General features: G+C 72.0%; 4 protein-coding genes. 1 reads left to right on the top strand and 3 read right to left on the bottom strand.

Going from position 1 to position 26,004, the window contains the following annotated elements; all coding sequences use genetic code 11:
• A partial coding sequence (locus LCE31_RS08920; RefSeq protein WP_308042231.1) for a histidine phosphatase family protein occupies positions 1-739 on the top strand: 739 nt, incomplete at its 5' end.
• Between the two features lie 53 nt (positions 740-792).
• Here the strand turns inward: LCE31_RS08920 and LCE31_RS08915 are convergent.
• The 3 genes from LCE31_RS08915 to LCE31_RS08905 all read right to left on the bottom strand — a co-directional run bounded on the left by LCE31_RS08915 (position 793) and on the right by LCE31_RS08905 (position 26,004).
• Positions 793-1,335: an NUDIX domain-containing protein gene (locus LCE31_RS08915; protein WP_225013485.1), complete on the bottom strand. Its 543-nt coding sequence runs from the start codon at positions 1,333-1,335 to the stop codon at positions 793-795.
• A 100-nt stretch (positions 1,336-1,435) separates the two neighbouring features.
• Positions 1,436-24,529: a glycosyltransferase gene (locus LCE31_RS08910; RefSeq protein ID WP_225013483.1), complete on the bottom strand. Its 23,094-nt coding sequence runs from the start codon at positions 24,527-24,529 to the stop codon at positions 1,436-1,438.
• Positions 24,526-26,004 (bottom strand): WXG100 family type VII secretion target, encoded by a 1,479-nt coding sequence (locus LCE31_RS08905; RefSeq protein ID WP_225013480.1) that lies wholly within the window; start codon positions 26,002-26,004, stop codon positions 24,526-24,528. Before LCE31_RS08905 ends, LCE31_RS08910 begins: the two co-directional genes overlap by 4 nt.

Here is a 26,004-nt window from a genome sequence, read left to right as displayed (position 1 = left end):
CTGGCCCGCCTTCGCCCCCCGCCCCCCCGCCCCCCCCCCCCCCGCCCGCGGCCGGGGGGGGGGGGGCGGCCCGGCGGGGGGGGGGGGGGGCGCCCGGCCCCCCCCCCCCCCCCCGGCGCCCACACTGTTCCTGGTACGGCACGGCGAGACGGTGTGGCACGCCGAGAACCGCTACACCGGCAGCAGCGACATCGGGCTGACCCTGCGCGGCGAGCAGCAGGCGGAGGCGCTCGGCCGCTGGGCGGCGACGGCCCGGCTGGACGCGGTCGTCACCTCGCCGCTCGCCCGCGCCCGCCGCACGGCCGCGCCCGCGTGGCGCGCCACGGGCCTTCCCGAGACCGTGGAGGAGGGGCTGCGGGAGGTCGACTTCGGGGTCGCGGAGGGCCGCACGCTCGCCGAGGTCGCGGCCCGGTATCCGCGCGCCGTCGAGGAGTTCCTGCGCAACCCGGCGACCCGGCCGCTGCCGGACGGCGACGACCCGGTGGCCGCCGCGTCCCGGGGCGCGGCGGCGCTGTGGCGGATCGCGGAGCGCTACGGGGGCGGGAGCGGCGGACGGGTGCTGGTGGTCGCGCACAACACCCTCTACCGGCTGGTGCTGTGCCACCTCATGGGCATTCCGCTCGACGAGTACCGCCGCGTCCTGCCGGGCCTGCGCAACGGCGCCGTGACCGAGCTGCGGATGCGGACGGCCGACCACCGCGCGGCCCTCATCTCGTACAACGTGCCGACATCGCCGTAACCCGCAGGCACGCGAACCCGCGAGCCCGCCAACTCTCGGTCGAGCGAACCCGTTCAGGCTCCCTGTCGCCCGGGGCCAGGTGCCGGCGCCGGGCGGCCGTGGCGCAGGGCCGTGGTGGTGCCGGCGCGTTCGGCCGCGAACGCGCCGCCGAGGCGGCGGGCCAGCTCCGCGGGCACCATGCCGAGGGCCTCGCGTTCGGTGACGAACCGCGCCTCGCCGATCTCCTCGTCCTGGAGCACGAATCCGCCCTCGGGGTCGCGCGCGGGCTCGGTGGCGTAGACGAAGGCGAGGATCGTACGCCCGTACACCGCGGCGGGGATGGTGTCCACGACGAGCAGCCGCCCCGCCCGTACGTCAAGGCCGAGTTCCTCCCGGACCTCCCGCACCATTCCGGCCTCGGGCTCCTCGTCCTCCAGCATGCCGCCCGGCAGGTCCCAGCCGTCCTTGTACGTGGGGTCGACCAGCAGGACCCGGCCCTCGGCGTCCCGGATCAGGGCGTCCGCGCAGGCCGCGGGGGACGAGTGCCGGGACAGGTAGGCCGCGAGCTCGGCGTCGCCGCCGGTCTCGAAGCCGGCGTCGCTGGAAGAAAGCTGCATGGCGTCGCTCCTCGGGTGGGCTGAGGGGTGGTGAGGGCGCAGGGGCGCGCACTCAGCGCAACCCCGTTCCCCGCGCCGGCGGTACGCTCACTTTCGGCCGTTAATGCACCACTTCCCGGCCCGCGTTCTGCCGGGGCCGCTCCCCCTCGACGGGCGGCGGCTCCAGCGGACGGTCGGGGCGCCGCACGTCGATGGTGAGCACCGTGCCCCGCCAGGGGCCCTCAGCTCCGGGCGGCGCGTCGAACCCGCCCGAGCGCGCGGTCAGCACGAAGTCGTCCACCGTCAGCGCGTGCGCGGCTCCGGCGCCGCCCTGGAGCCGGTCCAGGTGCGCGCCGAGCGCCGTGCGGAAGGCGGCGACGACGGTGTCCGCGCGCTCCTTGCCGACGCGCAGCGCCTCCCCGAAGTGCGGCTCGCCCGTGCGGGCGCCGGTGTCGTAGCCGGTCACCGTCACGGTCGGCAGATGCGGATGCCCCTTGGCGCGCATGGTGAGCGCGGTCCTGGCGAGCGTGGCGGAGAGCGTGTCGATCTCCGCGGGCAGGTGCACGGGCAGCTGGGTCGACCCCTCGGCGAAGTCGGTCGCCCGGTCGGCGAGCCGCTGCGTCCAGGCGTCCGGCGCGGCGAGCCCGGCGAGCCTGGCGGGCGCGGTGGCCGAGCGGCGGAGCGCGGCGCCGGCCGCGTGAGTGTTCCCGGTGCCGTTCCCGTGACCGTTCCCGGCGGCGGTCCCGGCCCCATGGCCCGGCGCGGCACCGTTCCCGGCGCTGTGGTCGACGACGTCGAGCGCCGGGTCCACGACGACGGGCCCGGAGGTGGCGCCGTCCTGTGCCGTCGGCGGGCGGGGCGTCGAGCCGTCCCACCGCGGGGCGGGCCGCCAGTCGCCCCGTACGTTCTTGACCTCGACGGTTCCGGCAGGACCCTGCCGGGTGACCTCGCCGTGGCCGCGCCGCTCCCAGGCCTCGTCCCGGATGTCCGGCGTGGTGCGCATGGCCGCCTCGACCAGCGAACGGCCCGCGTCCTGCCAGGAGAAGGCGGCGAGTTCGTCGCGCAGCCGGATCGCGTCGGCACGCCGGCGCGGCAGGTCCACGGCCAGCTGCTCGATCGCGTCCGCCCAGGCGCCCGTCCTGGTCGCGGCCGAGGCGGGGTTGCCGACCTCGTGCGGCGCGGCGACGACGCCCGGCGAGCCGATCTCGCCGAAGCGGTGCAGGAACTCCCCCGCGCCGCTCTCGCCGTTGACCAGGAGTGGGATGGCCCGGCCCGCCGCCTCGGTGGCGACCAGACCGAAGCCCTCGTGCAGCGACGGCATGATCAGCGCGTCCGCCTGCTCCCGGTCCCTGGCGAGGTCGTCCGCGCTGGTCGTGAAGGGCAGGATCTCCACGCCCCCACGCCCGTGCTCACGGGCCATCTCCTGCCAGTGCCCGTGGTCCGGGTCCGTGGGCCTGGGGCCGCCGCGGATCGTCAGGCGCACGTCCAGGCCCCGGGCCCGCACCTGCCCCACCGCCTTGATCGCGCCTTCGACGCCCTTGATCTCGTCCGTCGCGCGGCCCGGCAGCAGCAGGCGGATCGCCGAGGAGCCCGGGGCCTCGTCCTCGGCGGACGCCTTCCCGACCACGGGGCCGATCTCGGTCCCCGGAATGAACTCGTGCAGCGCCGACACCCGCAGGACCTGCTGCGAGAGCCGCTCGGCCTCCCGCGTCAGCAGCGGGCCGACGCCGACCACGAGGTCGGCCTCCCGCATGACCTCACGTTCGGAACGGCTCTTCTGGCCGCCCTTCTCCGGCTGGCCCTTGACGCGGTCGAGGCGGACCGGGCTGGTGTGCAGGAAGTGGACCAGCCTGGCCTTCGGGTACCACTGCTTCTGGATGGCGAGCGCGCCCGGTCCCGAGAAGCGGGAGTGCCCGATGACCAGGTCGAACGAGTCGGGGTCCGCGGGCAGCCCGTGCTCCTGCGCGGGGCTCTCGACGAGCCGGTGGAAGGCGTCGCGCGCCTCGACCCCGGGGACCGGGCGGTTCACGATGACCGCGTCGCCGTGCTCGCGTGCCTTCGCCGCCGCGTCGTACGGACTCGGGTCGGACGTCAGCAGGGTCACGTGGTGCGTCGCGGACAGCCCCCGCACCAGCTCCATGTTGAACACCGGCACACCGCCGAGGCCGAGCCCGCTGACGTCGGAGACCACCAAGATCCGCTTGGCCCCCGGCGGGAGCCCTTCCGTGCGGACGGCCGTGTCGCCGGCCGTGGCCGCGTCGGTGCTCGTGGTGTCGTCCGCGGCCTTGGGACGGGCCGGACTGTCGATGACCGGATCGGTGGTGGCGTCCTCGTGCGTGGCTTCCTCGTGCGCGACGTCCTCATGCGGGACGTCCTCGCGGGCCACATCCTCGCTCGTCACGTCCTCGCGCGGGATGTCCTCGCGCTCGGTGTGCGCCGGCGGCTCGGACTTCGCCGATGTGTCGGTCCGCGTGGGCGGATCGGCCCGCACCGGCGCTTCGCCCTCCGTCGGCAGGGCCGCCCGGTAGTGCCCGTCGTCCAGGTGCAGGACGACGTGCGGCAGGCCCTCGCCCCCGTCCAACGCCCCGCGCGGTACGAACTCCTCGAACCCGCCCCCGCCCCGTACGACCGTCACCTTCACGCCGAACGTCCGCGCGGCGAGCGCGGGCAGGAGGTCGGCGGCGCCGTGGTTCCAGCCGCTGTCGCCCCGTTCTTCGTCCCCAACGGCCGTGCCGGGCCTGCGCAGTTGCGCCTGGGCGAGCCCGGCGCGCACCTGCGGCGAGAGCACCTCGTGCAGCGGCATCTGCCGCGTGGCGTCGAACTCCCTTTGCTGTGCGGACCCTTCACCGAAGCGCACCCCGGCGCCCGCCGCCTCGTCCGGGGTGAACGTGTCGTGCGTGTCGGGCGCCGTGAACTCCAGCAGGTCGGCGTTGTCTGGGTCGGCGAGCCGGTCCGCGAGGAGGTCGCGCAGTACCCCGCTCGTCCTCTCGGGGCCGTCGGAACCGTCGGCGGGTACGAGTTCGGCCATCCGCCCGGAGCCGATCCCTTCGAGCCCCGCGGCGAGCGAGGTGAAGAAGCCGTCGCCGTCGCGCGGCACGTCGTGCACCGTGTAGGTCCGGCTCCCGTCGGGCGAGGTCAGCAGCGTCGAGTGGGCCGTGCCGCCGGACCCGACGCCGTAGCGCGGGCCCCCGGCCACCGCCTCGTCCGCCGGCTCCCGCGCCGGCTCGTACGTGACGGGCGCCGGCTCCCGCACCGTGGTGCGCAGCTCGGCGGGCAGCCGGTGCCAGCGGGTGAGGCGGTCCGCCCCCAGCCGTACGTCGTGGTACTCGGCCGCCGCGCGTTCCGCCGCGGACAGGCTCGACCGCAGCCCCTCCCACTTCTCGCGCATCGTCCGCGCGTTCCCGTGGACCCGGGACGCCAGCTCCCGCACGTGTGCCTTCGCCTCCCGCACACCGGCGTCGTCGCCGCCGTGGCCGTCGGCACGGGCGACCGCCTGCCGCAGGGCCTCCTTCGCCAGGCTCAGGTCCCGCTTCACCTGCGCGCGGTCCTCCTGGAGGTCCTGGATCGCGTGCCGTTCGTTCCAGTACGCGGTGTCGGCGGCGGCCCACGCGTCGCCGGCCTTCTTCACGCTGTCCCAGGCGTCCGCCACCCGCTCGGGGAAGGTCTCGTCGTCGACAAGGCCCAACTGCCTGGCCACGTCCTCCCGTACCCACGCGAGGACGTGCGTGTCCGTCTCGACCGCCTGCGGCCCGGGCTTCACCGGCCCGAACGGGCCCGCGTGGCGCCGCATCCACGATCCGACCGAGCTGTCCTTGAAGGTGCGGTGCACGTCCGCGACGCCCAGCCACCGCGTGGGAACCGCGAACAGGAACGCCCGTGCGGCGGGCGTCTTGATCGTGACCTGCCCGGACTCGTTGCCGCCGTGCTTGCGGCTGTCGGCCCCGGACGTGATGGCGTCCGCGCTCTGGAGCACGGGCTGCGCGACCCCGGCCGAGTCGCTCATGATCGCCACCGGACCGCCGCCCGCGCTGTTCTGCTGCGCGCCGCCGCGCACGACCGCCGTCTCGTCGCTCGCCGTGGAGCGGAGAGCCGACTCCATGGCGGCGTCGGGCGCGACCGCGAGCAGCTTCGCGCCGGAGAGGTCGGGGCGCGCGTAGAGCCGGTACGAGCCCTCGGCGCCGCCCGCGAACGTGTCCTCGGAAAGGCCCGCGACCTGATAGCCGTCGGCGTCCACCGTGTCCGCGAAGAACCCCGCGAGCGACATGCCCGCCTGGCCGTCGTGCAGTGCGAGGGAGGACGCCGTACCGGGCCGGGTGAGCCCCGACCCGCGCGCCTGGGACAGGGCCTGGTCGAGGGCGTCACCGGTGAGGCGGCCACCGCCCGCCACACCCTTGAGCGACGTGCCGTACGCCTTGGCCACCGCGAGGTCGCCGGCCTTCCGCAGGCCCCCGCTGCCGACCACCTGGCTGACGTGGAAGCCCTGCGACGGGAGGACGAAGGCGGCGCCGTCGTCGTCGGCCGGCCCGGCGGTGCGCCAGGCGGCGATGTTCTCCGGCGTGACGTCCTGCGGCTTCCACAGGGTCACGTCCTCGGCGGGCGGCTCCAGTTCGGGGGCGTCCAGGAGGCCGGGGCCGGTGCCCCGACCGTCGTCGTCCGCCACACGATCCGGCGCCTCGTCCAGCGGCACGTCGTCCTGCGGCGTCTCGTCCCGCACACGATCCTGCGCCTCGTCCAGCGGCACGTCGTCCCGCGGCGCCTCCTCCCGCACACGATCCTGCGCCTCGTCCCGCGGCACGTCGTCCTGCGGCGCCTCGTCCCGCACATGGTCCTGTGCCTCGTCCCGTGCCAGCGGGGTGCTCAGGCTCACCGGCACCTGGTCCCTGATCTCGCCGACGAAGCCCTCGGACGAGATGGTCCTGCCGTTGCCGAGGTCCAGCGTGAGCTTGAGCCGGTAGCCGGTCAGGTACTCCGCGTGGGGCTCGTTCGCGTAGAAGACGCTGCTCCGCGACCGCGCGGTCGAGTGCCCCGAGACGACCTGCCGACTGCTCGACCCCTGCTCCCCGTAGGTGGGTCCGGCCGCCGTCACCACATGGCCGCCGGTGCCGGGGGATTCACTCACCTGGATGCCGAGGGACTTGGTCGCGGACCGGGTCTTCGACACGTCGCTCGTCTCCACGGCGTTGCGGGTGTCCGCGAGCGAGGTGCCGTGGCCCAGGCCGTCGAACGTCGTCTCGCCCGGCAGCAGTTCGGCCCTCAGCTCCAGGCTCCGGCCGCCGATCCTGACCTTGCCGACCCCGGGGCCGCCGACGCGCATCCGGTTCTCGGTGCCGCCCGAGGCCAGCCGCCCGCGCAGCGCGCGCAGGGCCCGGGGGGTGTTCAGCGACCGTACGAGGTCCCGGCTCGTGTCGTCGGCGCCGAGGCCCGCGAGCTTCTGGTCGAACTCCCCGACCACCTTGCTCGCGTCCAGCGAGTTGACCGGGAACGAGCCGAAGGGGGTCTCCCGCAGCCACTGCGGCTGCCCCCACTTGCTGTCCCGGTACAGCGGTACGTCGCCGAGCCTGTCCTTGAGCAGTCCGAGGCGGTGGGCCGTCTTCTCCGAGACATGGCCCACCCAGTCGGAGCCGAACGTGAAACGCCGCCCCGCCCACAGGCCCCGGGACCGGGTGACCAGCGCGTGCAGCGGGGCCAGCAGGCCGTCGCCGCGCACCGTACCGGCCACGTCGTGCGTCACGTCGCCCACCACGAGGACCTGGTGGCTCTCGTCGCTGGCCGTGACGTCCGCGGTCACCGTCCTGGTCACCGTCTGCGTGACCCCGTGCTCCCTGCCGAGGGAGGCGGTCGGCCCGTACGTCCCCAGCACGCTCCCGCCCACGGGGTGGCTGTGGGAGGCGTTGCCGGTCATCGCGAGGGTGAAGGTGTTGTTGGTGGTGACGGCGCCCGCGGCCTGCGTGTCCGAGCTGAGCGAGGACTCCGTCTTGATCTTCATCGGCTTGGAGGCGACCGTCACGTTGTGGACGCCCACGCGGTGCACCAGGGCGCCCAGCCTGTTCAGGTAGGCACCCGCGCCGAAGAGCCCGTTGGTGACGTTGCCCGTGGGCGCGGACAGCAGGTCGTAGTCCGCGGTGAGGGCGTGCGGCTGGAGGGGGCGCACCATCATCTCGTGCGCCGGCGCGCCGGTCTGGTTGAAGAACCAGGAGCCGTGCGACGTCTTGTCCATCACCTGCTCGACGCCTTCGACCAGTTCCTTGTGGGCGCCGACACCGATCGTGACGAACGGCTGGTCGCCGAACGGGTTCTCCGTCCTCGTCGGCGCGTTCAGCGGGTCCCCGGTCACCAGCGCCTTGGACTCCGCCGCCGTCAGCGGCCGTTCGGTGTGCGGCGGGGCCTCCTCCACCGCCCCGTCCGTGTGCGGGTGGTGCGTCGGAGTGTGTTCGGACGCGACGGCGAGGATCACCCGGCCCGTGAAGGCGTCACCCGCCGTGCCGCCGACGAGATCGGTGCGCGGCTCGCTCCGTACGAAGGGCTGCGTGCCCAGCACTCCGAGGGACGCCGTGCCGCGCCAGAGCTGCCTGAAGCGCGTGTAGCCGCCCGTCGACGCGGTCAACTCCAGCCGGTAGCTGTGCAGATGGGACGGGGACGTGCTGCTGCTGAGCGACTCGGCCGAGGCGGTGGAGCCGTACCCGGTCCGCTGCCCGTTCGCGCGGCCCCAGCGCGGGCCCACCTGGAGCGTGCCGCTGTTGCCAGGACGGCCGATGACGTCGTGCTGTGCGGCCCGCACCTGGAGGGACGCCTCCAGGCCGCCCTCGTAGCTCCTGGTGACGTTGCGCATGCCGTCCATGCGCTGCGTGCCGGGCGAACTGGTGCGTACGTGGAGGTCGTTCTGCGTGCCCTCGTAACGGCGGTCGGTCAGGGTGCCGTCGATCCAGAGGTACCGGTGGGAGCGGTGGAAGCGGCCCGGCCCCACCAGCTCGATCCGCAGGCCGGTGGTGACGACCGCCTCCAGGTTGCCGGCCATGCTGTGGTGGGACAGCGAGTTCATGACGTTCAGTGTGTTCTGGAGCGCCAGGCGGTAGTGCTCACGGCTGTGCCAGCGGGACCCGGCGACATTGGCGAAGTCCTCGAGCGGGGCGATCATCCCGGGGTACTTCTCGGCGGCGGCGCGCAGCACCCGCTGGGTGAAGTCCTGGAGGAGGGTGGGCCGGGGAGGCGCCCCGGGCGGGACCTCCCGCTCCTCGCGCGCCAACTCATCCTCGTGTGCCGGCGACTCCTCGTGCGCCAACACATCCTGGTGCGTCGGCGAGTCCTCGTGTGCCGGCGACTCTTCATGTGCCAACGCGTCCTCGTGTGCCGGCACATCGTCGTGTACCCGCGCGTCCTCGCGCGGCTCGGGCACGGGCTCCGGCTCCGGCTCCGGCTCCGGCTCCGGCTCGCGGACGAACGCCTCCGGGCGGCTCATGCCCAGCATCGCCGGGTGGTTCCTGGTCAGGTAGACGGGCGCGGAGGGCTCGTTCTCCCTGCGCGAGGCCAGCGCCGTCCCGTCGTCCCAGCCCGCGAGGCGGCGCGCCTCGGTGGTGGTCATCCGGTCGAGGCTCCACGACGTGAAGGGGGTCGGCTCCGTGTCGCCCGAGCGGCGCACGTACACCGTCTTCTCCACGAGGTAGAGATGCGTCGGAACCTTCTTGGCCTGGCCGACGAACTTCCTGGTGGCCGTGCCGCCGAACACGGTGCCGTGCAGCGTCGAGCGCGCGTACCGGCCGACCGCGCCCACCATCGCCCGCAGCCCGGCCGACGCGCCGAAGAACGACAGGGCGTCGAAACTCGGACCGATGCTCGCGCTGAGCTCCTGCGAGTACGTCTTCGACAGTGTCCGCTCGTTCTTGAGCGTCTGCTGGACGGTCATCCGCATCTCGGCGGCCGTCGTCGCCGTCAGCAGGGTCGCCCTGCCGGGCACCACGCGGTCCACCACGAACGCGCCCATCGGCGTCCGCTGCCTGTCCTCCCGTGTCAACGGGCGTGTGGTGACGAGGCCGTGGGCGAGCCGGTCGGCCATGCGGTGGAAGTTCTCCGTCGTGAAGAACCCGGAGATCTCGTCGTACGCCGCCGTGCCGGGGCGGGCGTACGCGCGCTCAAGTGCCCAGTCCCTGATCTCCTTCACCGGCCCGAACCCCTCGGTGTGCACGAGGCGGTAGCCCGTTTCGGGGTCGATCGTCATCGCACGGGGCGCCTGTCCCGTACCGGGGCCCTCGGACTTGGTCTCGCTTTCCGGGAGGCGGACGGTGAGGCCGTTGCGGACACCGAAGCTGAAGTGCTCCGTGCCGCCTTCGAGGCGCACTTCGTACTGCACGTCGTCCAGGTGCAGGTTCGACGTGTCGCCGAGCCGCGTCTCGGCCTGGCTGAGCGTCTGGTTCTGCATCCCGTAGTCGTACGTGCGGGCGTAGCCGAGACCGCCGGCGATCCGGCCGTAGGCGGCGATGCCCGAGGCGGGGCCGAAGGAGACGGCGGGGGCGACGCGCCGCGCCGTGGACTGCACCGCGCCCGCGCCCGTGGTGACCTGGCTGCGCTGCACCGTGTCGAACGTGAACGGCGAGCCGAAGGTGTCGCTGAACCGCTCCCACCTGTTGTGCGGGCGCGTGGTGACCCGGAGGTAACGGGTCACGCCCGAGGCGTCCTTGAAGGCCGGCGAGCGGTAGCCCTCGCCGTGGAACAGCCACGGTGTCTCACGCAGCGCCCGGCGCAGGTCGCCGAGCGCGTCGGCCTGGTCCACGGGCCCGTGCTCCGTCAGGCCCGCGCGATGGCCGATCTCGGTCACCACCTGGCGGACGGCGCGCAGGGTGACCCGGCCGTCGCCGTACGTGCCGGACCTGCCGTGCTCCGTGCCGTCCCCCGTGATGTACGTGGGCATGCGGGTGCCGTCGTCGAACGTGACGACGCGCCCGCCGCTCGGCGGCGGCGCCATGGTCCGGTCGATGCGGGGCTTGCGGTAGGTGTCGAGGCCCGCCTCGACACTGCTGTGCTTCGGGACCGTGAACGGTGGGTGGGAGGCCGTGGCGGCTGCGGACCGCTGCCCCGGCACCGTCCCGTCCGCGAAGTGCACCCGGCGGGGCGGCGCTTCGGACGCGGGGGTCGAGGTGGACGGCTCGTCGTGGGCGTCGTGCGCGTCGTCGGCGTCGTGTACGTCGTCGGCGTCGTGCACGTCGTGTACGTCGTCGGCGTCGTGCACGTCGTCGGCCTGGCGCACGCCTTCCCGGACATCCGTGGCCACCGCCGTCGTATCGGTGGCCACCGTCGTACGGGGCGGCGGCGTCGGGTCGTTGACGGCGTCGTGCACCGAAGTCGGGTCGTGCAGTGCGGTGGTGGAGACGGGGCCGTCGGTCTCCACGAGCGGGGGCGCCGAGTCCTCCCGCGGCAAGGCGGCGCGGATCGCGGACGCCGACGCGCCGGGGTCTTCGGCCTGGGCCACGGCCGCGGCGTGCAGGACGGTGTCCCAGTGTGCCCGCGTCTGCGCCGCGTCGTCGGGCAGGCCCAGGATGTCGCGGGTGATCTGCCGCAGGACGTCCGGTGTCATCCGGCCGCCGGTGTGCAGCGCCGGGAGGCCGTCGGGGCCGGGGTTCCAGCGCAGCCGGTCCAGGGCGGCGAGCCCGCGCAGCGCCGTCTCGTGGGCGGGGGTGTTCTCGATGCCGGTGCCGAACGTGTCGCGCAGGGTCCGCACGTACTGGAGCGTCCTGGTGGTGGTCCAGGGGTCGGCCGGGCCCTCGTCGTGGTGCAGCCCGGCGGCTCGCGCGAGGCCGTCCAGGGTGGCACCGTGCGGCTCGGGGGTGAACGTGTTCCACACGCCCGGCCGGCCGGCCGCGTCCGCGAAGAGGACGGGCTGCGCGACACCGTTGCGGTCCCGCACCGTGCCGGAGGGCGTGGTGGGCGCGTACACGGTCCTGCCCGTCACGTTCGCCACGTGCTGCGCGACGGAGAGCCCCCCGTACTCGGGGGTGCTTCCTGTGTTGCACGAAAGCAGCACCAGGGGACGGTCCGCCGGGCCCAGGGACTCGGCGTTGCGTACGAGGTAGCGGCCCAGTTCACGGCCGCTGACCCGGACGACGCGGCCGTCCCCGAGGACGAGCTGGACGTGGTTCGACGCGCCGTGGGCGGAGAAGAACGACACCGCCGAGTCGTGCCACGGAACGGTCTGCCGAGGGCCCTGGAACCGCCCCCTGCCCGTTCCGTCGAGCCGGGTGTGGCCACGGAAGGCCTGCTGTCCGACCAGCGCGGCCGTGCGGTCCTGGCGGTCGGACCAGTCCCGGGCGGTGAAGGTTCCGATGCCCTCGGGAGGGGCCTCGGGGGCGCGGGTGAGCGGGTAGGTCCGTACCCGGTCGTCGTGCTCCAGGCTCTCGTCCAGGGTCCGGACGCCGGGGGCGTGCTCCGTGCTGGTGTCGGTCCTGGCGCCGGTGCCCGAGCCCGAGCCGGTGCTCGTGCTCGTGCTTGTGCTGGTCTCGTTGCCGTTGTTGTTGCTGTTGCTGCTGTGCGGCTCCGTGGGCGTCGTGGCGGTGTTCTGCTCGTCCGGCTGGTGGGACGCCTGCAAGGCCGACGCCTGTGTGGACTCCTGCTCGTGGACGGACCCGCCGGGCGTGTGCGCGATGTCGACGCCGACCTTGTGGGCCAGCCCGGCGATCTCCGGGAGCTGGGTGCGCACTTCGTCCGGCAGCGTACGGTCGAGGTGCGCGAACCGCTCACGCAGCCACTGCGCCTGCGCCGGCTCCAGCGGCCGGGACCTCTCGTTCTGGAGGGACTCGGCCGCGCTGGTGTCCTGGTGCGTCCACTCCCCCTCCTCGTTCAGGGAGTTCCGGTAGACGAGCCCGCCGCCCCAGCGGTGCAGGCGGATCTCGTCGAGGAACTTCCTCTTGTCCACGCCGTCCAGGGTCTTGGGAATCCCCTGGTACGCCTTGTCGTGGATGTCGACGGACACGATCCTGCCGACCCCGGTCGCCTCCCTGCCGCTCTGGTAGCGGTGCAGGTTGGCGAGTCGGCTGATCGCGTCCGGTACGGCCATCACATCGGCCTCCGTACGGAAGCCGCTCGCCCGGAACTTGAGCGCCTCGCGTTCCGTCGAGCCACCGCCCATGTGGCCCTCACGGATGAGGTTGTACCCCTCGGTCCTGGCGTGCTCGATGAGGCCCTTCATCCATAGATAGGCGTCGTCCCCGGCCAGTTGGGCGGCCTTGCGGTCGTCGATGGCCTTGAGTTCCTCGTACTGCGGATGGTCGGACAGCAGCGCGTCGAAGTCGGCGACGATGCCCTTCTCGTCGCCGAGCCGCTCCAGGGCGGCGCGCTGGCCCGTGGTCTTGCTGGAGGCGGCCTGGCCTCCGATGAAGACGATCTTCGGTGTCTCGGGGCGGCTCAGCCCCTCCAGCGCCCTGGGCAGGATGATCTCGTCGAAGATCCTGCGGTTCTCCTCGTCGGAGAGCTTCCACGGGTTCTCCTGCGAGTCCAGCGCCGGGACCTGGTCGTGCTGCGTACCGGTGGGGTGCTCCTGCTCGGTGGTGGCGGGGTGCTGCGTACCGGCGGGGTGCTCCTGCTCCGTGGTTGCGGGGCGCTGCGTGCCGGTGACCGTCCGGTCGGTGGACAGGTCGGGCATGTGGCCGTGTGTCTGGTCGTCGCCCGGAGGGCGGGTGATCAGGCCGAGCCTGCGGCCGAGGTCCTCCAGCCGCTGGAGCCGCTCGTCGTCGTCCATCGTGTGTCCGGTGGGTGCGGCCGTCGAACCGTCCCACCGGTCCGTCGGCTCCCACTGCGACCGCGTACCCAACGACTCCAGACCACCGCCCGGCCCCTGCCGCGTGATCCCGCCGAACCCGGAGCGCTGATGCGGGTCCAGATTCCGCTGCGGGTCCGGAGTGTGCAACGCGGCCGACACCAGGGCATCGCCCGCGTGGCTCCACGAGAAGTCCTTCAGCACATCGCGCAGATCCGCCGCGTCCGCCCAGCGCTCATCCACATGATCATGCAGGTCCTTGATCGCCTCGGTCCACGCGTCGATGCGGGCCTGCTCGTTCTCCTGGTCCCCGACCTCGAACAGGGAGTCGACGACGCTGTTCTCGCCGGCCGGATAACGGCTGAAGAAGTTCGCCGCCCCACTCTCGTTGTTGACGAGAACCGGGATACCGCGCCCCGCAGCCTCCGTCGCCACCAGCCCGAACCCCTCATGCAGGGAAGGCATGATGACCGCGTCCGTCGTCTCACGGTCCCTGCTGAGTTCGGCCGCACTCGTCGTGAACGGCTTCAACGTCACCGCACCGGGCGCATGCTTGTCCACATACGCCTGCCACCGGGCGTAGTCGTCCGTATCGGGCTTCGGACCGCCCCGTACCGTCAAATGGACGTCATAGCCCTGCCCCTGAAGGCGACCCACCGCCTGGATCGCCGTCGTCACGCCCTTGATCTCGTCACTCGCACGCCCCGGCAGCAGCAGGTGCACCGTCCCCGACGGATCGGGACGACGCTGCACCAGGTCACCCAACTCCGAACCCGGCACGAACTCGTGCAACCCCGGAACCTTCAAGATCTGCTCAGAAAGCCGCCCCGCCTCATCCGTCAGCAGCTTCCCGACGCCGACCACGAGATCGGCATCCCTCATCGCCTTCCGCTCGACGGTGGCCTTCGCACCGCCCTTGGCCGGCTGATCCTTGATGCGGTCCAGCCGAACCGGACTCGTGTGCAGGAAATGCGCTACGCGGGCGTTCGGATAATGCAGATCGCGGATCTTGGAGGCGGCCGGGCCCGAGAAACGCGAGTGCCCGACAATCAGGTCGTACGCGTCCGAGCCCGCCTTCAGCCCGTACGACGACGGGTCCTTCTCCACCAGGTCGTTCAGAGCGTCGCGGCTCTCCTCGAACTCCGGATTCGGAACGTTGACGATCTCCGCCCCGCCGTGCTCCTCCGACTTCGCCACCGGATCATAGTTCTTGTCCGGGTCCACCGTCAGCATCGTCACATCGTGCGACGCCGAAAGCCCCTTCACCATCTCCATGTTGAACACCGGAACACCACCCAGACCCAGACCACTCACATCCGAGAGGACCAGGATGCGCGCCCGGGGCTGTGGTGTGTCCGTGGCAGGCGGGTGCGGGGTCGAGGTGTCCGCGAGGCCGCCCGTCGTCGCGTCCCCGTCGTCGTCCGTGCGCGAGTGGGCCGGCGTCTCGTAGGCCTGGTTGTCGCTCTCGTCGGTGACGAAATCCAGCTGCGACCAGTACGCCACCGCCGCCGGGTCGATGCCCGCGGCCTCCTCGGAGGGCGTCGTGTGCGACAGGTCGTAGGTCTCCATCTGCCTGGCCAGCGCCTTGGCCAGCACGGCGGGCCCGGTGAGCGCGGCGCCGTTGCCCACCAGGTCCTGGCCGTCCAGCTCCCGGGTCGCGTCGGGAATGGACTTGATGATGTGGTCGATCAGGGCGGACCGGGGCGGCACCGCGAAGAAGTGGTTGCCGTACTCGGCGTTGCCAAGACGGTGGGTGACCACCTCCTCCTTCGTCACCTCGGCGGGCGGCTTGCCGAGCTGCTCGCCGAGCCTGTTCCTGACCTGCTGGAGGTCGTGGTTGTCGCGGATCATCGGCCCCATGAAGGGAAGATCCTTCAGGCCCATGCCCGGCGGCTGCCGCGTGAGGTCCACGGTCCCCGGCGCGATGTCCACGTCCGCGTAGACGCCGCCCTCGGTCTTCAGCAGTGCGTAGCGCACCACGTCCGAGGCGACGGGGAACGCCCTGGGCTCCGTTCGCGCCTTGCCGTAGATGTCGCGGAGCTTCACCAGGTCGGGGTCGGTGAGTTCCGTCCTGCGGGGGCCGGTGAGCGCCTGCCAGCGCGACCGGGTGTCGACGGCCGGAGGAAGTACCTCCGACACCTCGTGGACCCGCACACCGCGCCGGTTCAGGTCGTCGACGACCGTGGAGTCCCACCGGGAGACCGGGCCGTCCGGACCCCGCTGGGTGTCGGTCCACACCTTCATCGTCCAGCCGCCCTCGCGGGCCCGGTCCGCCCAGGTACGCAGGTTGTCGACCGCGCCTTCGGTCAGCGGCCTGCCCAGCCACACGAAGTGCAGCACCTTGGGAACGTCCTCGGCCTCCACCCCCATGTGTTCCACGAAGGTCTCCACCTGCCGGTGCACCAGGCCCGCGAACTCGCGTGCGTCCTCGTGCCCCGGGAGGGAGCCGGCCGCCATCCGGTCGGCGCGTTCGTGCAGCCGCTGGGCGAGGATGCGCGCCTGGGAGACGTCCCCCGACATCGTGCGGTTCATCACGTCGTTCACGACCCGCGCCTGGTCGTCCTCGCTCAACGGCGCGTCGCTGCGCGCCAGATCGTTGACGGAGGTCTCGCCGTGGCCCGTCGCGTCGGACGGGTCGGCCACGGCGTCGGTGGTGGCGTCGGGGTCCTGGTCGTCGTGTTCTTGGTCGCGGACCTCGTGTTCGTGGTCCTGGACGTCGTCGTGGTGCTGGATCTCGTCGTGGTGCTGGATCTCGTCGCGGTGCTGGATCTCGTCGTGGTGCTGGATCTCGTCGTGGTGCTGGACGTCGTCGCTGTCCCGGGGCACGGTGTCGTGCGGGGCGGTGTGTTCCGGCGGGGCGGTGTGTTCCGGCGGGGCGGTGGTGAACGCCGCGGGAAGCGGGCCCGACACGTCCGCGATCGCGCCGGTCGTCTCGTCCTCGTCGTACTCGTTGTCGTCCCGGTTCTCGTCCTGCGACACCTCCTGGGGCCGGGGCGGTCGCACCAGTGTCTGCTGGTCCTGCTGCCCGCCCCGCGTACCCGGCGCGGCGGTGGAAGGCGTGCCGCCGGTACGGGTGTCGGTATGGGTGTCGGTACGGTTGTCGGTACGCACATCCGTATGCGCGCCCGTGCTCGTGGTGGGGTTCTCGTACGCCTGGTTGTCGCTCTCGTCCGTGACGAAGTCGAGGCCCGACCAGTGGTCGACGGCCCTCGGGTCGATGCCGGCGCCCTCCTCGGTCGGCTTGGTGCCCGACAGCCCGTACGACTCCATCTGCCTGGCCAGCGCCTTGGCCAGCGCGGCGGGCCCGGTCAGTACGGCGCCGTTGCCCACCAGGTCCTGGCCGTCCATCTCGCGGGTCGCGTCGGGGATCGACGTGATGATGTGGTCGATCAGGGCGGACCCGGGCGGTACGGCGAAGAAGTGGTTGCCGTACTCGGCGTTGCCCAGCCGGTGTTTGACGACCTCGTGCACCGACACATCGGCCGGCGGCCGGTTCTGCTGCGCGCCGAGCTTCTCCCTCATCTGCTGGAGGTCGTGGTTGTCGCGGATCATCGGGCCCATCACGGGCAGGTCTTCCCGGCTCATCGGGGGCAGGCCCCGGCTCAGGTCGACGGTGCCGGGCGCGATGTCCACGTCCGCGTAGACACCGCCCTCGGTCTTGAGGACGGCGTACCGGGTGACGTCCGAGGCGACAGGGAACGCGCGGGGCTCGGTACGTGCGTTGGTGTAGATGTCCCGGAGCTTGACCAGGTCGGGGTCGGTCAGGGCGGGTCGGCCGCCGCCGGTGAACTTCTGCCAGGCCGACGGCGCCGAGTGGGCGGGCAGCACGTCGGAGATCTCCTGGAACCGCACACCGTGCCGCCTGAGATCCGCCTGGACGTCGGGACGCCACTGCGAGACACGCCCGTTCGGGCCGTTGTGCGTGTCCGTCCACACCTTCATCGTCCAGCCGCCCTCGCGGGCCCGCTCCGCCCAGGCGCGCAGGTTGTCGACCGCGCCGTCCGTCAACGGGCGGCCGAGCCAGACGAAGTGCACGACCTTCGGGATGTCGCGGGCGTTGGCCGCGCCCACGTGCTCCACGAAGTTCGTGACCTGACGGTGAGCGGCGTCGGCGAGGTCGCGGGCCTCCTGGTGCCCGGGTGCGGAATTCGCCTCCATCCGGTCGGCGCGCTCGTTCAGCCGCTGGACCAGGACGCGTGCCGCCGACGTATCACCGTTCATCACACGGGAGATGACATCGTCCAGGACTCGCGCCTCGCCGTCCTGGCTCAGCGGGGCGTCGGTACGCGCCAGGTCGTTGACCGGGGTGTCGGTGTCGTGCGGCTCAGGCTCCGTCCGCGTGTCGGTGGAGTCGTGCGTCGTCTGGTCGACGGGGTCGTGCGTCATCTGGTCGGTGGCACCGTGCGGCGGCTGAGCGCTGTCGGCCACGGCGCCCGAGGTGACGTCGTGGTCGTGGTCGTGGTCCTGGGCCTCGTGGTCCTCTTGTCCCTGGTGGTCCTGGCCCTCGTGGTCGTCGTGGTCCTGGTCCTCGTGGTCTCCCCGGCCGGTGGTGTCGTCGTGCGCGGGCGGCCGTACCTGCTCCGTCGCGCCGGAGCCACCGTGCAGAGAGTCGCCGGGGGTGATCAGGCCGATCCTGCGGCCGAGGTCCTCCAGCCGCTGGAGCCGCTCGTCGTCGCCCATCGTGTGCCCGGTGGGTGCGGCCGTCGAACCGTCCCACCGGTCCGTCGGCTCCCACTGCGACCGCGTACCCAACGACTCCAGACCACCGCCCGGCCCCTGCCGTGTGATCCCACCGAAACCGGAGCGCTGATGCGGGTCCAGATTCCGCTGCGGGTCCGGAGTGTGCAACGCGGCAGAGACCAGGGAGTTCCCGGACTGCGTCCAGGAGTAGTCCTTCAGTACGTTCCGCAGGTCATTCGCATCGTCCCAGCGCTCGTCGATGTGGTCGTGCAGATCCGCGATGGCCTGGGCCCAGGAATCGACGCGGGCCTGCTCGTTCTCGGAATTGCCCACTTCGAACAGGGAGTCGACGACACTGTTCTCACCGGCCGGATAACGGCTGAAGAAGTTCGCCGCCCCGCTCTCGTTGTTGACGAGAACCGGGATACCGCGCCCCGCAGCCTCCGTCGCCACCAGTCCGAACCCCTCATGCAGAGAGGGCATGATGACCGCGTCGGTGTCCTCACGGTCCTTGTTCAATTCCGCCGCACTCGTCGTGAACGGCTTCAACGTCACCGCACCCGGCGCATGCTCATCCACATACGCCTGCCACCGCGCGTAGTCGTCCGTATCGGGCTTCGGACCGCCCCGCACCGTCAAATGGACGTCATAACCCTGCCCCTGAAGCCGACCCACCGCCTGGATCGCCGTCGTCACACCCTTGATCTCATCACTCGCACGACCCGGCAGCAGCAGATGCACCGTCCCCGACGGGTCAGGATGACGCTGCACCAGATCACCCAACTCCGAACCCGGCACGAACTCGTGCAACCCCGGAACCTTCAAGATCTGCTCAGAAAGCCGCCCCGCCTCATCCGTCAGCAGCTTCCCGACGCCCACGACGAGGTCCGCGTCGGCCATGGTCTTCCGCTCGATGGTGGCCTTCGCACCACCCTTGGCCGGCTGATCCTTGATACGGTCCAGCCGAACCGGACTCGTATGCAGGAAATGCACCACACGGGCGTTCGGATAATGCAGATCGCGGATCTTCGAAGCGGCGGGCCCGGAGAAACGCGAATGCCCGATGACGAGGTCGTACGCGTCCGGCCCCGTTTTCAGCCCATATGTGTCCGGGTCCTTCTCCACCAGGTCGTTCAGAGCGTCGCGGCTCTCCTCGAACTCCGGATTCGGAACGTTGACGATCTCCGCCCCGCCGTGCTCCTCCGACTTCGCCACCGGATCGTAGTTCTTGTCCGGGTCCACCGTCAGCATCGTCACATCGTGCGACGCCGAAAGCCCCTTCACCATCTCCATGTTGAACACCGGAACACCACCCAGACCCAGACCACTCACATCCGAGAGGACCAGGATGCGCGCCCGGGGCGGGACGACCTGGTCCGTCATCCCGTCGTCATGGGTGAGGCCGGTCGTGTCGAGGGAGTCGTCGGCGGTGTCGTGCGGTGTGTCGTGCGTGGTGTCATGGCTGTTGTGGGCGGGGTCCGCCACGGCGTCCGTCGTGTCGTCGTCGTCGTGGTGGTGGTGGACAGAGGTGTCGTCGTCGTGGACGGACGTGTCGTCGTCTGTCGTGTGCGACTCGTCGTCCGACACGCTCTCCTCGTCGGAGACGTCCTCGTGGTCCGACGGTCCCTGCCGGTCGCGGTCGCCGCCACGGTCCTGATCGTCACGGTCACCGCCGCCCCGCTGGTCGCCGTCCCGGTGGTCGCCATCCTGCTGGTCGCCGTCGCGCTGGTCGCCGTCCTGCTGGTCACCGTCCCGGTGGTCGCCGTCCTGCTGGTCGCCGGAACGCTCCTGGCCGCCGCCCGAGGTGTGTCCGTTGCCGGACTGCTCGTTCCCGGACTGCTCGTGGCCGCCGCCGCTGTCGTTGTTCTCGTGGCCGCCGGATGTCGACGTGTCAGTGGCCGGGGGCTCCTGTGTCGTCCCGTGTGTCGTCGCTTCGGAGTCCGCCTGGAACGCCGCCCGCAGGTCGTCCAGGTCCTTCGCGTTCGGGACGGGATGCAGCGCGAAGTCGTCGGTGTCGGTCCGCGTGTCCTCGTTCGTGCGGGGGCGCTCCTGCTGGAGCGTCTGCGAGCCCTGTTCCTCGGTGTGCGGCGCGGGGGGCCGCTGCGTGGCGGGTCCACCGCCCTGGCCCGGCCGTACGTTCTCGTCCGAGCCAGGCCGTGGGGCGTCGTGCCCCGGCCCCGTACCATCCTGCGGAGAGGGGGCGTCGTGCGCCGCGACGGGTTCCGGCCGTGCCGTGGTGTCCTCGCCGCCCGTGTGCTCCTGAGTTCCGTGCGTCGTCGGCGGGTCCGCGAGATGCCCGACACCGGGCAGGTCCGGGAGGTCGTGCGGGACGGACGGCAGGTCGAGGTGGTCTGCCGGGGTGGGCAGGGAGTTGAGGAGGTCCGCCGTCTCGTCCGGGGAGCGGTGGTCCCCACCGCCCGCGTCCGAGCCGGGCCCGTCCTCGCCGTGCGTGCCGCCGCCCTGGGCTTCGAGGCCCTTGGTGACGATCCGGTCGAGCCTGCCGTCGCCCTCCGGGCGCTCGACGCCCTGGTGCAGTTCCTCGTCGAGTGCCTTGATCCGCTCGTCGTACGTGAGGGTGTCGTCCAGCCGGCGCTGAAGGTCCTCGATGCGCTGCCCGGTGCGTGCCGCCGCCTCGGTCTGGTCCTTGAGGAACTGCTCGCCGTGCTGGTCGCGCAGCGAGTCGAGCTCCTGGCGCATCCGCTCGACCTGCGCCTGGCGTTCCTCCTCCTGGCGCTGCTGGTGCTCCTCCAGGCGCTGGATGGCGCGTTCGGACTCCTCCTCGGTGTGCGCGTCGCGCAGCTGCTGCCGCAGTTCCGCCGCACGGGCGTCGTTCTCGCCCTCGTGCAGGGCGTCGAGCCGCTGCCGCAGCTCCTCCTCGCTGGGGGTGTCGCCCCGGTCGCCGCCGTCGTCGCCACGGTCCGTGGGGGGATCGAATTCCTTGAGCCGGTCGAGGCGTTCCTGGAGGGCCTGCTCCTCGCGGTGCTCCTGGAGTTCCTGGAGCGCGCGCTCGGACTCCTCCTCGGTCTCGGCGCGGTCCAGCTGCTCCTGGAGTTCCTGTGTGCGCTCGTCCTGTTCGCCGCGCAGCCTGGCCAGCCGCGCCTGGAGATCCTCGTCAGAGCCGGGCGGGTGGCCGGTCCCGCTGTCGTCGCCGGTGTGGCCGGCGGGCGGGTCGTCGGAGTTCAGCCGGTCGATGCGGTCCTGCAACTCCTGCAGTTCGCGGTGCTGTTCGAGCTGGTCCAGCGCACGCTCGGCCTCCTCCTGGGTGGCCGCGTTGGCGAGGCGCTGCCGCAGGGCGGCCTCCTCCGAGTCGTCCCCTGAGTGCAGTTGGTCGAGGCGGTCACGCAGTGCGGCCGTCTTCAGCAGATCCTGGAGTTCGTTGTGCAGTCGCTGCGCGTCGCGCGCACCGGTGGCCTCGGCGATCTCGCGCCGTACGCGTTCGAGGTCGGAGTCGTACGGACGGGCCGAATCCTTGCCCGTCAGCACTTCGGCGGGAACGTGCTGCTCGACGTAGTTGGTGTACTCGCGCAGCGCGCTGTCCATCAGGTCGGGGTCGAAACTGCGACGCGCGCTGTCGACGGCGTCGACCTTGTTCTGCCACTCCTCACGATTCGCGCCCAGGTCGCCGAGGCGGTCGAAGCCGCCCGCGACATGGTTGTTGAACGCGTCCATGCGCTGGTTGAGCGAGCGCATGTCGATCATCTGCCGGAACTCGGACAGGTGGCGCGTTGCGCCGCTCCAGTCGTTCGCCCTGGCCGCGTTCTTGATGGCGTTCGTGTAGATGTCGCGCGCGGGTCCCGACATCCCGGCGTCCTTGGCGATCTGGTCGAGCGCGTCGGCCCGCCGGTCGACCTGGGCGCGCGGGGAGACGATGGCGGTGGTGGGCGCGTCGGGCGCGTCGTGGAGCGGGCCGGCACCGTCGCCGGGATCGTGCGTCGGCACGTTCAGGTCGTTCAACGCCTCGGCGGGGTCGGTGTGCGGACCCTCGGGCGGGGCGGTCTCGGATGTGGTCCTGTCGGGTGTGGTGCTGTCGGACGTGGTGTTGTGGCCGCCGGGCGTGGTGTTGTCGGTCGTGGTGTTCTCGGTCGTGGTGTTGTGGCCGCCGGTCGTGGGCGGGGAGGAGGTGGCGGGGTCGGCCGGCGCGTGGGTGTCCGTCGGCCCGTGCGACTCCGTCGGGGTGTGCGTGTCCGCCGGTCCGCGCGTCTCGGGCGGTGCCTGCGTCTCGGCCGGCCCGTGCGACTCGGTCGGTGTGTTGGTGCTGGGGCCGCTGTGGGTCGTCGCGGGGCCGGCGGTGTCGGTCGTGCCGGGGGTGTGGGTGTTGTCGCCGGTCACGGGGCGCGGGCCGTCCTGCACCGTGCTCGGCGCCGGCCGTGCGGGGGCGTTCGCAGGGCCGGTGGGCGGCTGATGCGTGGCCTGGGGGGCCGCGCCCGTACCGGCGCCCGGCCGCACCTGCGTCTGAGGCGGCGGGCCCTGTGTCCCACCCTGGTTCTGTGCCTGGTTCCCCGGCGTGGACGACGTCTGTGTGGGATCGGAGAGTACGACGGGTTCGCCGTTGTGCGTGCCGTCGCCGGTGAGCGCGGGCTCGTGGAAACCGGCGCCGCCGGGCTCCGTGCGCGGCACGTCGGGCAGTGTCACGCCCTCGTGACCACCGCCGCCCTGCGCCGGTGCCGACACGACCGGCTCGTGCGTGACGGGAGCGGGGTCGTTGCCCGCCGTCGTTTCCGCGTGTCCGGCACCGGGCGCGGTGTGCGGCACGTCGGGCATCGAGGGCAGGTGCGAGCCGGTGTTCTGCCCGGTGGACGCGGGGGGCGTCGCGCCGGTGCTCTCCTGCGTGCCGCCGCTGTGCTGCGCATCCGAACTGACAGGCGTATTACCGGCGTTCTGCGTGGTGTCCGTGCCGCCCGTGTTCTCCGTGACGGGCTGGTGCGGAACGGTGGTGTCGGTCGTACCGCCCGAGCTCTCCGTGACGGGCTGGTGCGGAACGGTGGTGTCGGTCGTACCGCCCGTATTCTCCGTGACGGGGTGGTGCGGAACGGTGGTATCGGTCGTACCGCCCGTATTCTCCGTGACGGGGTGGTGCGGAACGGTGGTATCGGTCGTACCGCCCGAGCTCTCCGTAACAGGCTGGTGCGGAACGGTGGTATCGGTCGTACCGCCCGAACTCTCCGTAACAGGCTGATGCGGAACGGTGGTATCGGTCGTACCGCCCGAGCTCTCCGTAACAGGCTGGTGCGGGACGGCCGTGTCGCTCGTGCCGCCGCCGCTCGAACTCGTCGGCGGGCCCTGGGACGTGGTGGTCACGTGGTGGTCGCCGGGCGCCGTGGACGTCGGGCTCGAGGCTGGTGCGTGGCCCGTTCCGCCGCCGGTGGTACCGGACGTGGGGGCGGTCGTGGTCCGGTCGCCGCCGGTGTTCGTACCCACGCTCGTGCCGCCGCCGGTGTTCGTATGCACACCCGAGCCGGCACCCGTTCCACCGCTGGTGGTCGTCGCCGGGCCCGTCTGCGTGCCCGGTCCCTTGAGCGTGGTCTCGAAGCCGGTCAGGCCGGTCGTGGTGGGGGGCGGTGCGGCGGCCGTGTGGGTGACGGTCTCCGGCGTGCCGGAGCCGGTGCTGGACGGCAGGTTGGTGTCCGAGAAGCCGCCGCCCGTACCGCTGGAGGAGGTGCCCACGCCCGACGTCGGGGTGCCGCCGGTCGTCACCGGCTCCTGCGATCCGGCCGTCGAGGTGGAGCCCCCCGTCGAGGGGGGCGGTGCGCTGGTGTGCACGGTCACCTCGGGCGGGCCCGAAGTCTCGGTGTGCGGAGTGCTGTTGGTGCCGGAGCCGGTTTCCGAGCGGTCGCCGCCGCCGCTCTCCGTGTTCAGGCCCGAGTGGTCGAACGGCGGCGGCGCGGCGCCCAGCCCCGGGCCGACGACCGGTGCGTCGGGAGGGTCGGGGAGGTGCAGGTCGATCCCGTCCGGCGTGTGGACATTGACGGGGTCGACTTCGGTCTTGTCGCCGCCGCCGAACCTGCGCTTCCCACCGCCGCCGAGCGCGCCGATCGCGCCCGAGGACAGCGCCCCGGCCAGCCCTCCGTCCTCACTGCTGCCGAAGATGCCGTCCATGGCCTCGGTCGTGGTGATGCCGGTGAGGCCGCCGAGCGCCAGCTTCCCGATCAGACCCGCCTCGAACTTCGGCACGAACGCGGCGGCGCCGCCGAAGATCCCGCCGCCGATCGCGCCGGAGATGGCCCCGGACTCCAGCGCCTGGAGTGTGTTCTGCGTGCTCCACTTCGTACGGTCGCCCTTGAGCATCTGGATGGACTGGATCACCGCGTCCATCCCGAGCATCATGCCGACGCCCGTGGCGATCGAGATCAGCAGGCGGCGCAGGATCATCTGCACCGCCACCCGTGCCGCGGTGATCATCGCGGGGATGGCCTCCGGCGCGAAGAACGCCCACTGGGCGATCTCGGCCGCCAGCCAGATCAGTTGGGCCAGGATCATGTACTTGGAGTACTCGACCTGGACGCCGGTGTTCCTGCCCAGTTCCCCCAACTGCTTGGCGGACGTGGCCATGTCGGGCAGATTGCCCTGCAACTGCTTGACGAAGTCCTCGAACTCCTGTGCGACCTGCCCGCCGACGTTGTTCAGCACACCGGCCGCGGCCGGACTGATCTCGTCCACGATGGCGACGAGTTGCTGTGCTGCCTCGTCCCAGGCCTGGCCGAGTTCGAGCAGCTTGTCCTCGTCGCCCTTCGGCCAGGACTGGCCGACGGCGAGATAGGAGACCCAGCTGAGTGCGGGGGGCAGGTTGACGCTCATGCCTGACCGAGCTCGTCTACGCGCTCGGCCGGCCGCTCGGCCACCAGAGGCCGTTCGAACGACACTTCGGGCTCCAGAGGGTGCAGGGGTTCCAGGGGCTGCGCCGGAGTCTCCGGCGTCAGGTGGTGCGCGGGCGTCACCGGCTGCGCGGGGACCTCGGGCTCCAACCGCGAGAAGTGCTGCGGCTGTCCCGGAGAGACGGAGCGCTCCGGAACCATCGCGTCTCCCCGCGAGAAGTGCCGCGGCTGCTCGGACGTCACGGGCTGCTCCGGCGTCAAGTGATGCGCGGGCGTCACCGGCTGCGCGGGCACCTCGGGCTCCAACCGCGAGAAGTGCCGCGGCTGCTCCGGGACCGTCACGTCTCCCCGTTCGAAATGGCGCGGCTGGTCCGGCACGGCGTTGGTCTCCACCGGCAACTGGCCCCGTTCCATGGGCTGAAGAGGCTCAGTGGGCTGGAGAGGCTCTGTGGGCTGAAGAGGCTGCATGGGCTGGAGGGGCTGCATGGGCTGGAGAGGCTCCGCGGGCGTCACCTGCGATGCCGGGACCGCCGGGATCGCGGGGGTCGCCGGGATGCTCCGCGACAGCAGGCGCGGCTCGGTCCGGGACGCCGGCACCTCGGACTCCCCGTCCGCCAGACGTTTTCGCTGCACGCTCTCCACGGGCTGCAACGGCTGCGCGGGTACCTCCTCCCCACGGCGCAACTCCGTGGGCCTGACGGAACGTTCGAACATCCGCGGCTGCCCGGGCTCGGCCGGGGTCGTGGACGTCACCCCTTCCCTCAGCATGGGCTGGAGGGGCTCGGCAGGCGTCTCGTCCGAGAGCCGTTCCGCCGGAATCGCCGGGGTCGCCGGGACGCCCCGCTCCAGCAGGCGCGGCTCGACCTCCGTGGCCGGCGTCTCCGCCACCCGCTTCGTCAGGCGCCCCCGCTCCCTGCTCTCGACGGGCTGCAACGGCTCGGCCGGCACCTCTTCCCCGCGCCGCAACCGCCGCTTCATCGTGCCGCGTTCGAGCAGGCGCGGTTGCTCGGCGTCCTCGGCCCTCGTCCGCTCGACCGCCATCCGCTTCGCCGGTTGCAGGGCCTCGGTGCCCTCCCCGTCCGAATCGCCGCCGGAACCGCCGGAGCCGCTGCCCGAGATGTCCACGTCGGGGTCCACGGCCTTGAGCTTCTGCAGCGCGAGCAGGTTCTCCTGCTCAAGCCGGTCGTACTGCTTGGCCATCGTGTAGATGCCCTCGACCGTGCTGTCGAGCACTTCGCCGCTGCTGCTGATGCCTTCGATCAGCTGCCCCTTGGGTTTCGTGTACTGGCTGAGGAACTGCTCGCCGTTCTTGTCGTTGCCCCAGCATTCGCCCAGAGCGTCCAGCTTGCCCTGGAGCTGCGTGCCGATGCTCCTGATCCGGCTCGCCAGGTTCTCCACGTCGGGAATCACATGGGACAGGCCCTCGGTGTCGACCGAGAACGAGTTGTTGTCACCCAT

The sequence above is a fragment of the Streptomyces sp. 8L genome (assembly GCF_020176795.1).
GTDB lineage: Bacteria > Actinomycetota > Actinomycetes > Streptomycetales > Streptomycetaceae > Streptomyces.
This window is presented reverse-complemented; position numbering and strand designations above follow the sequence as displayed.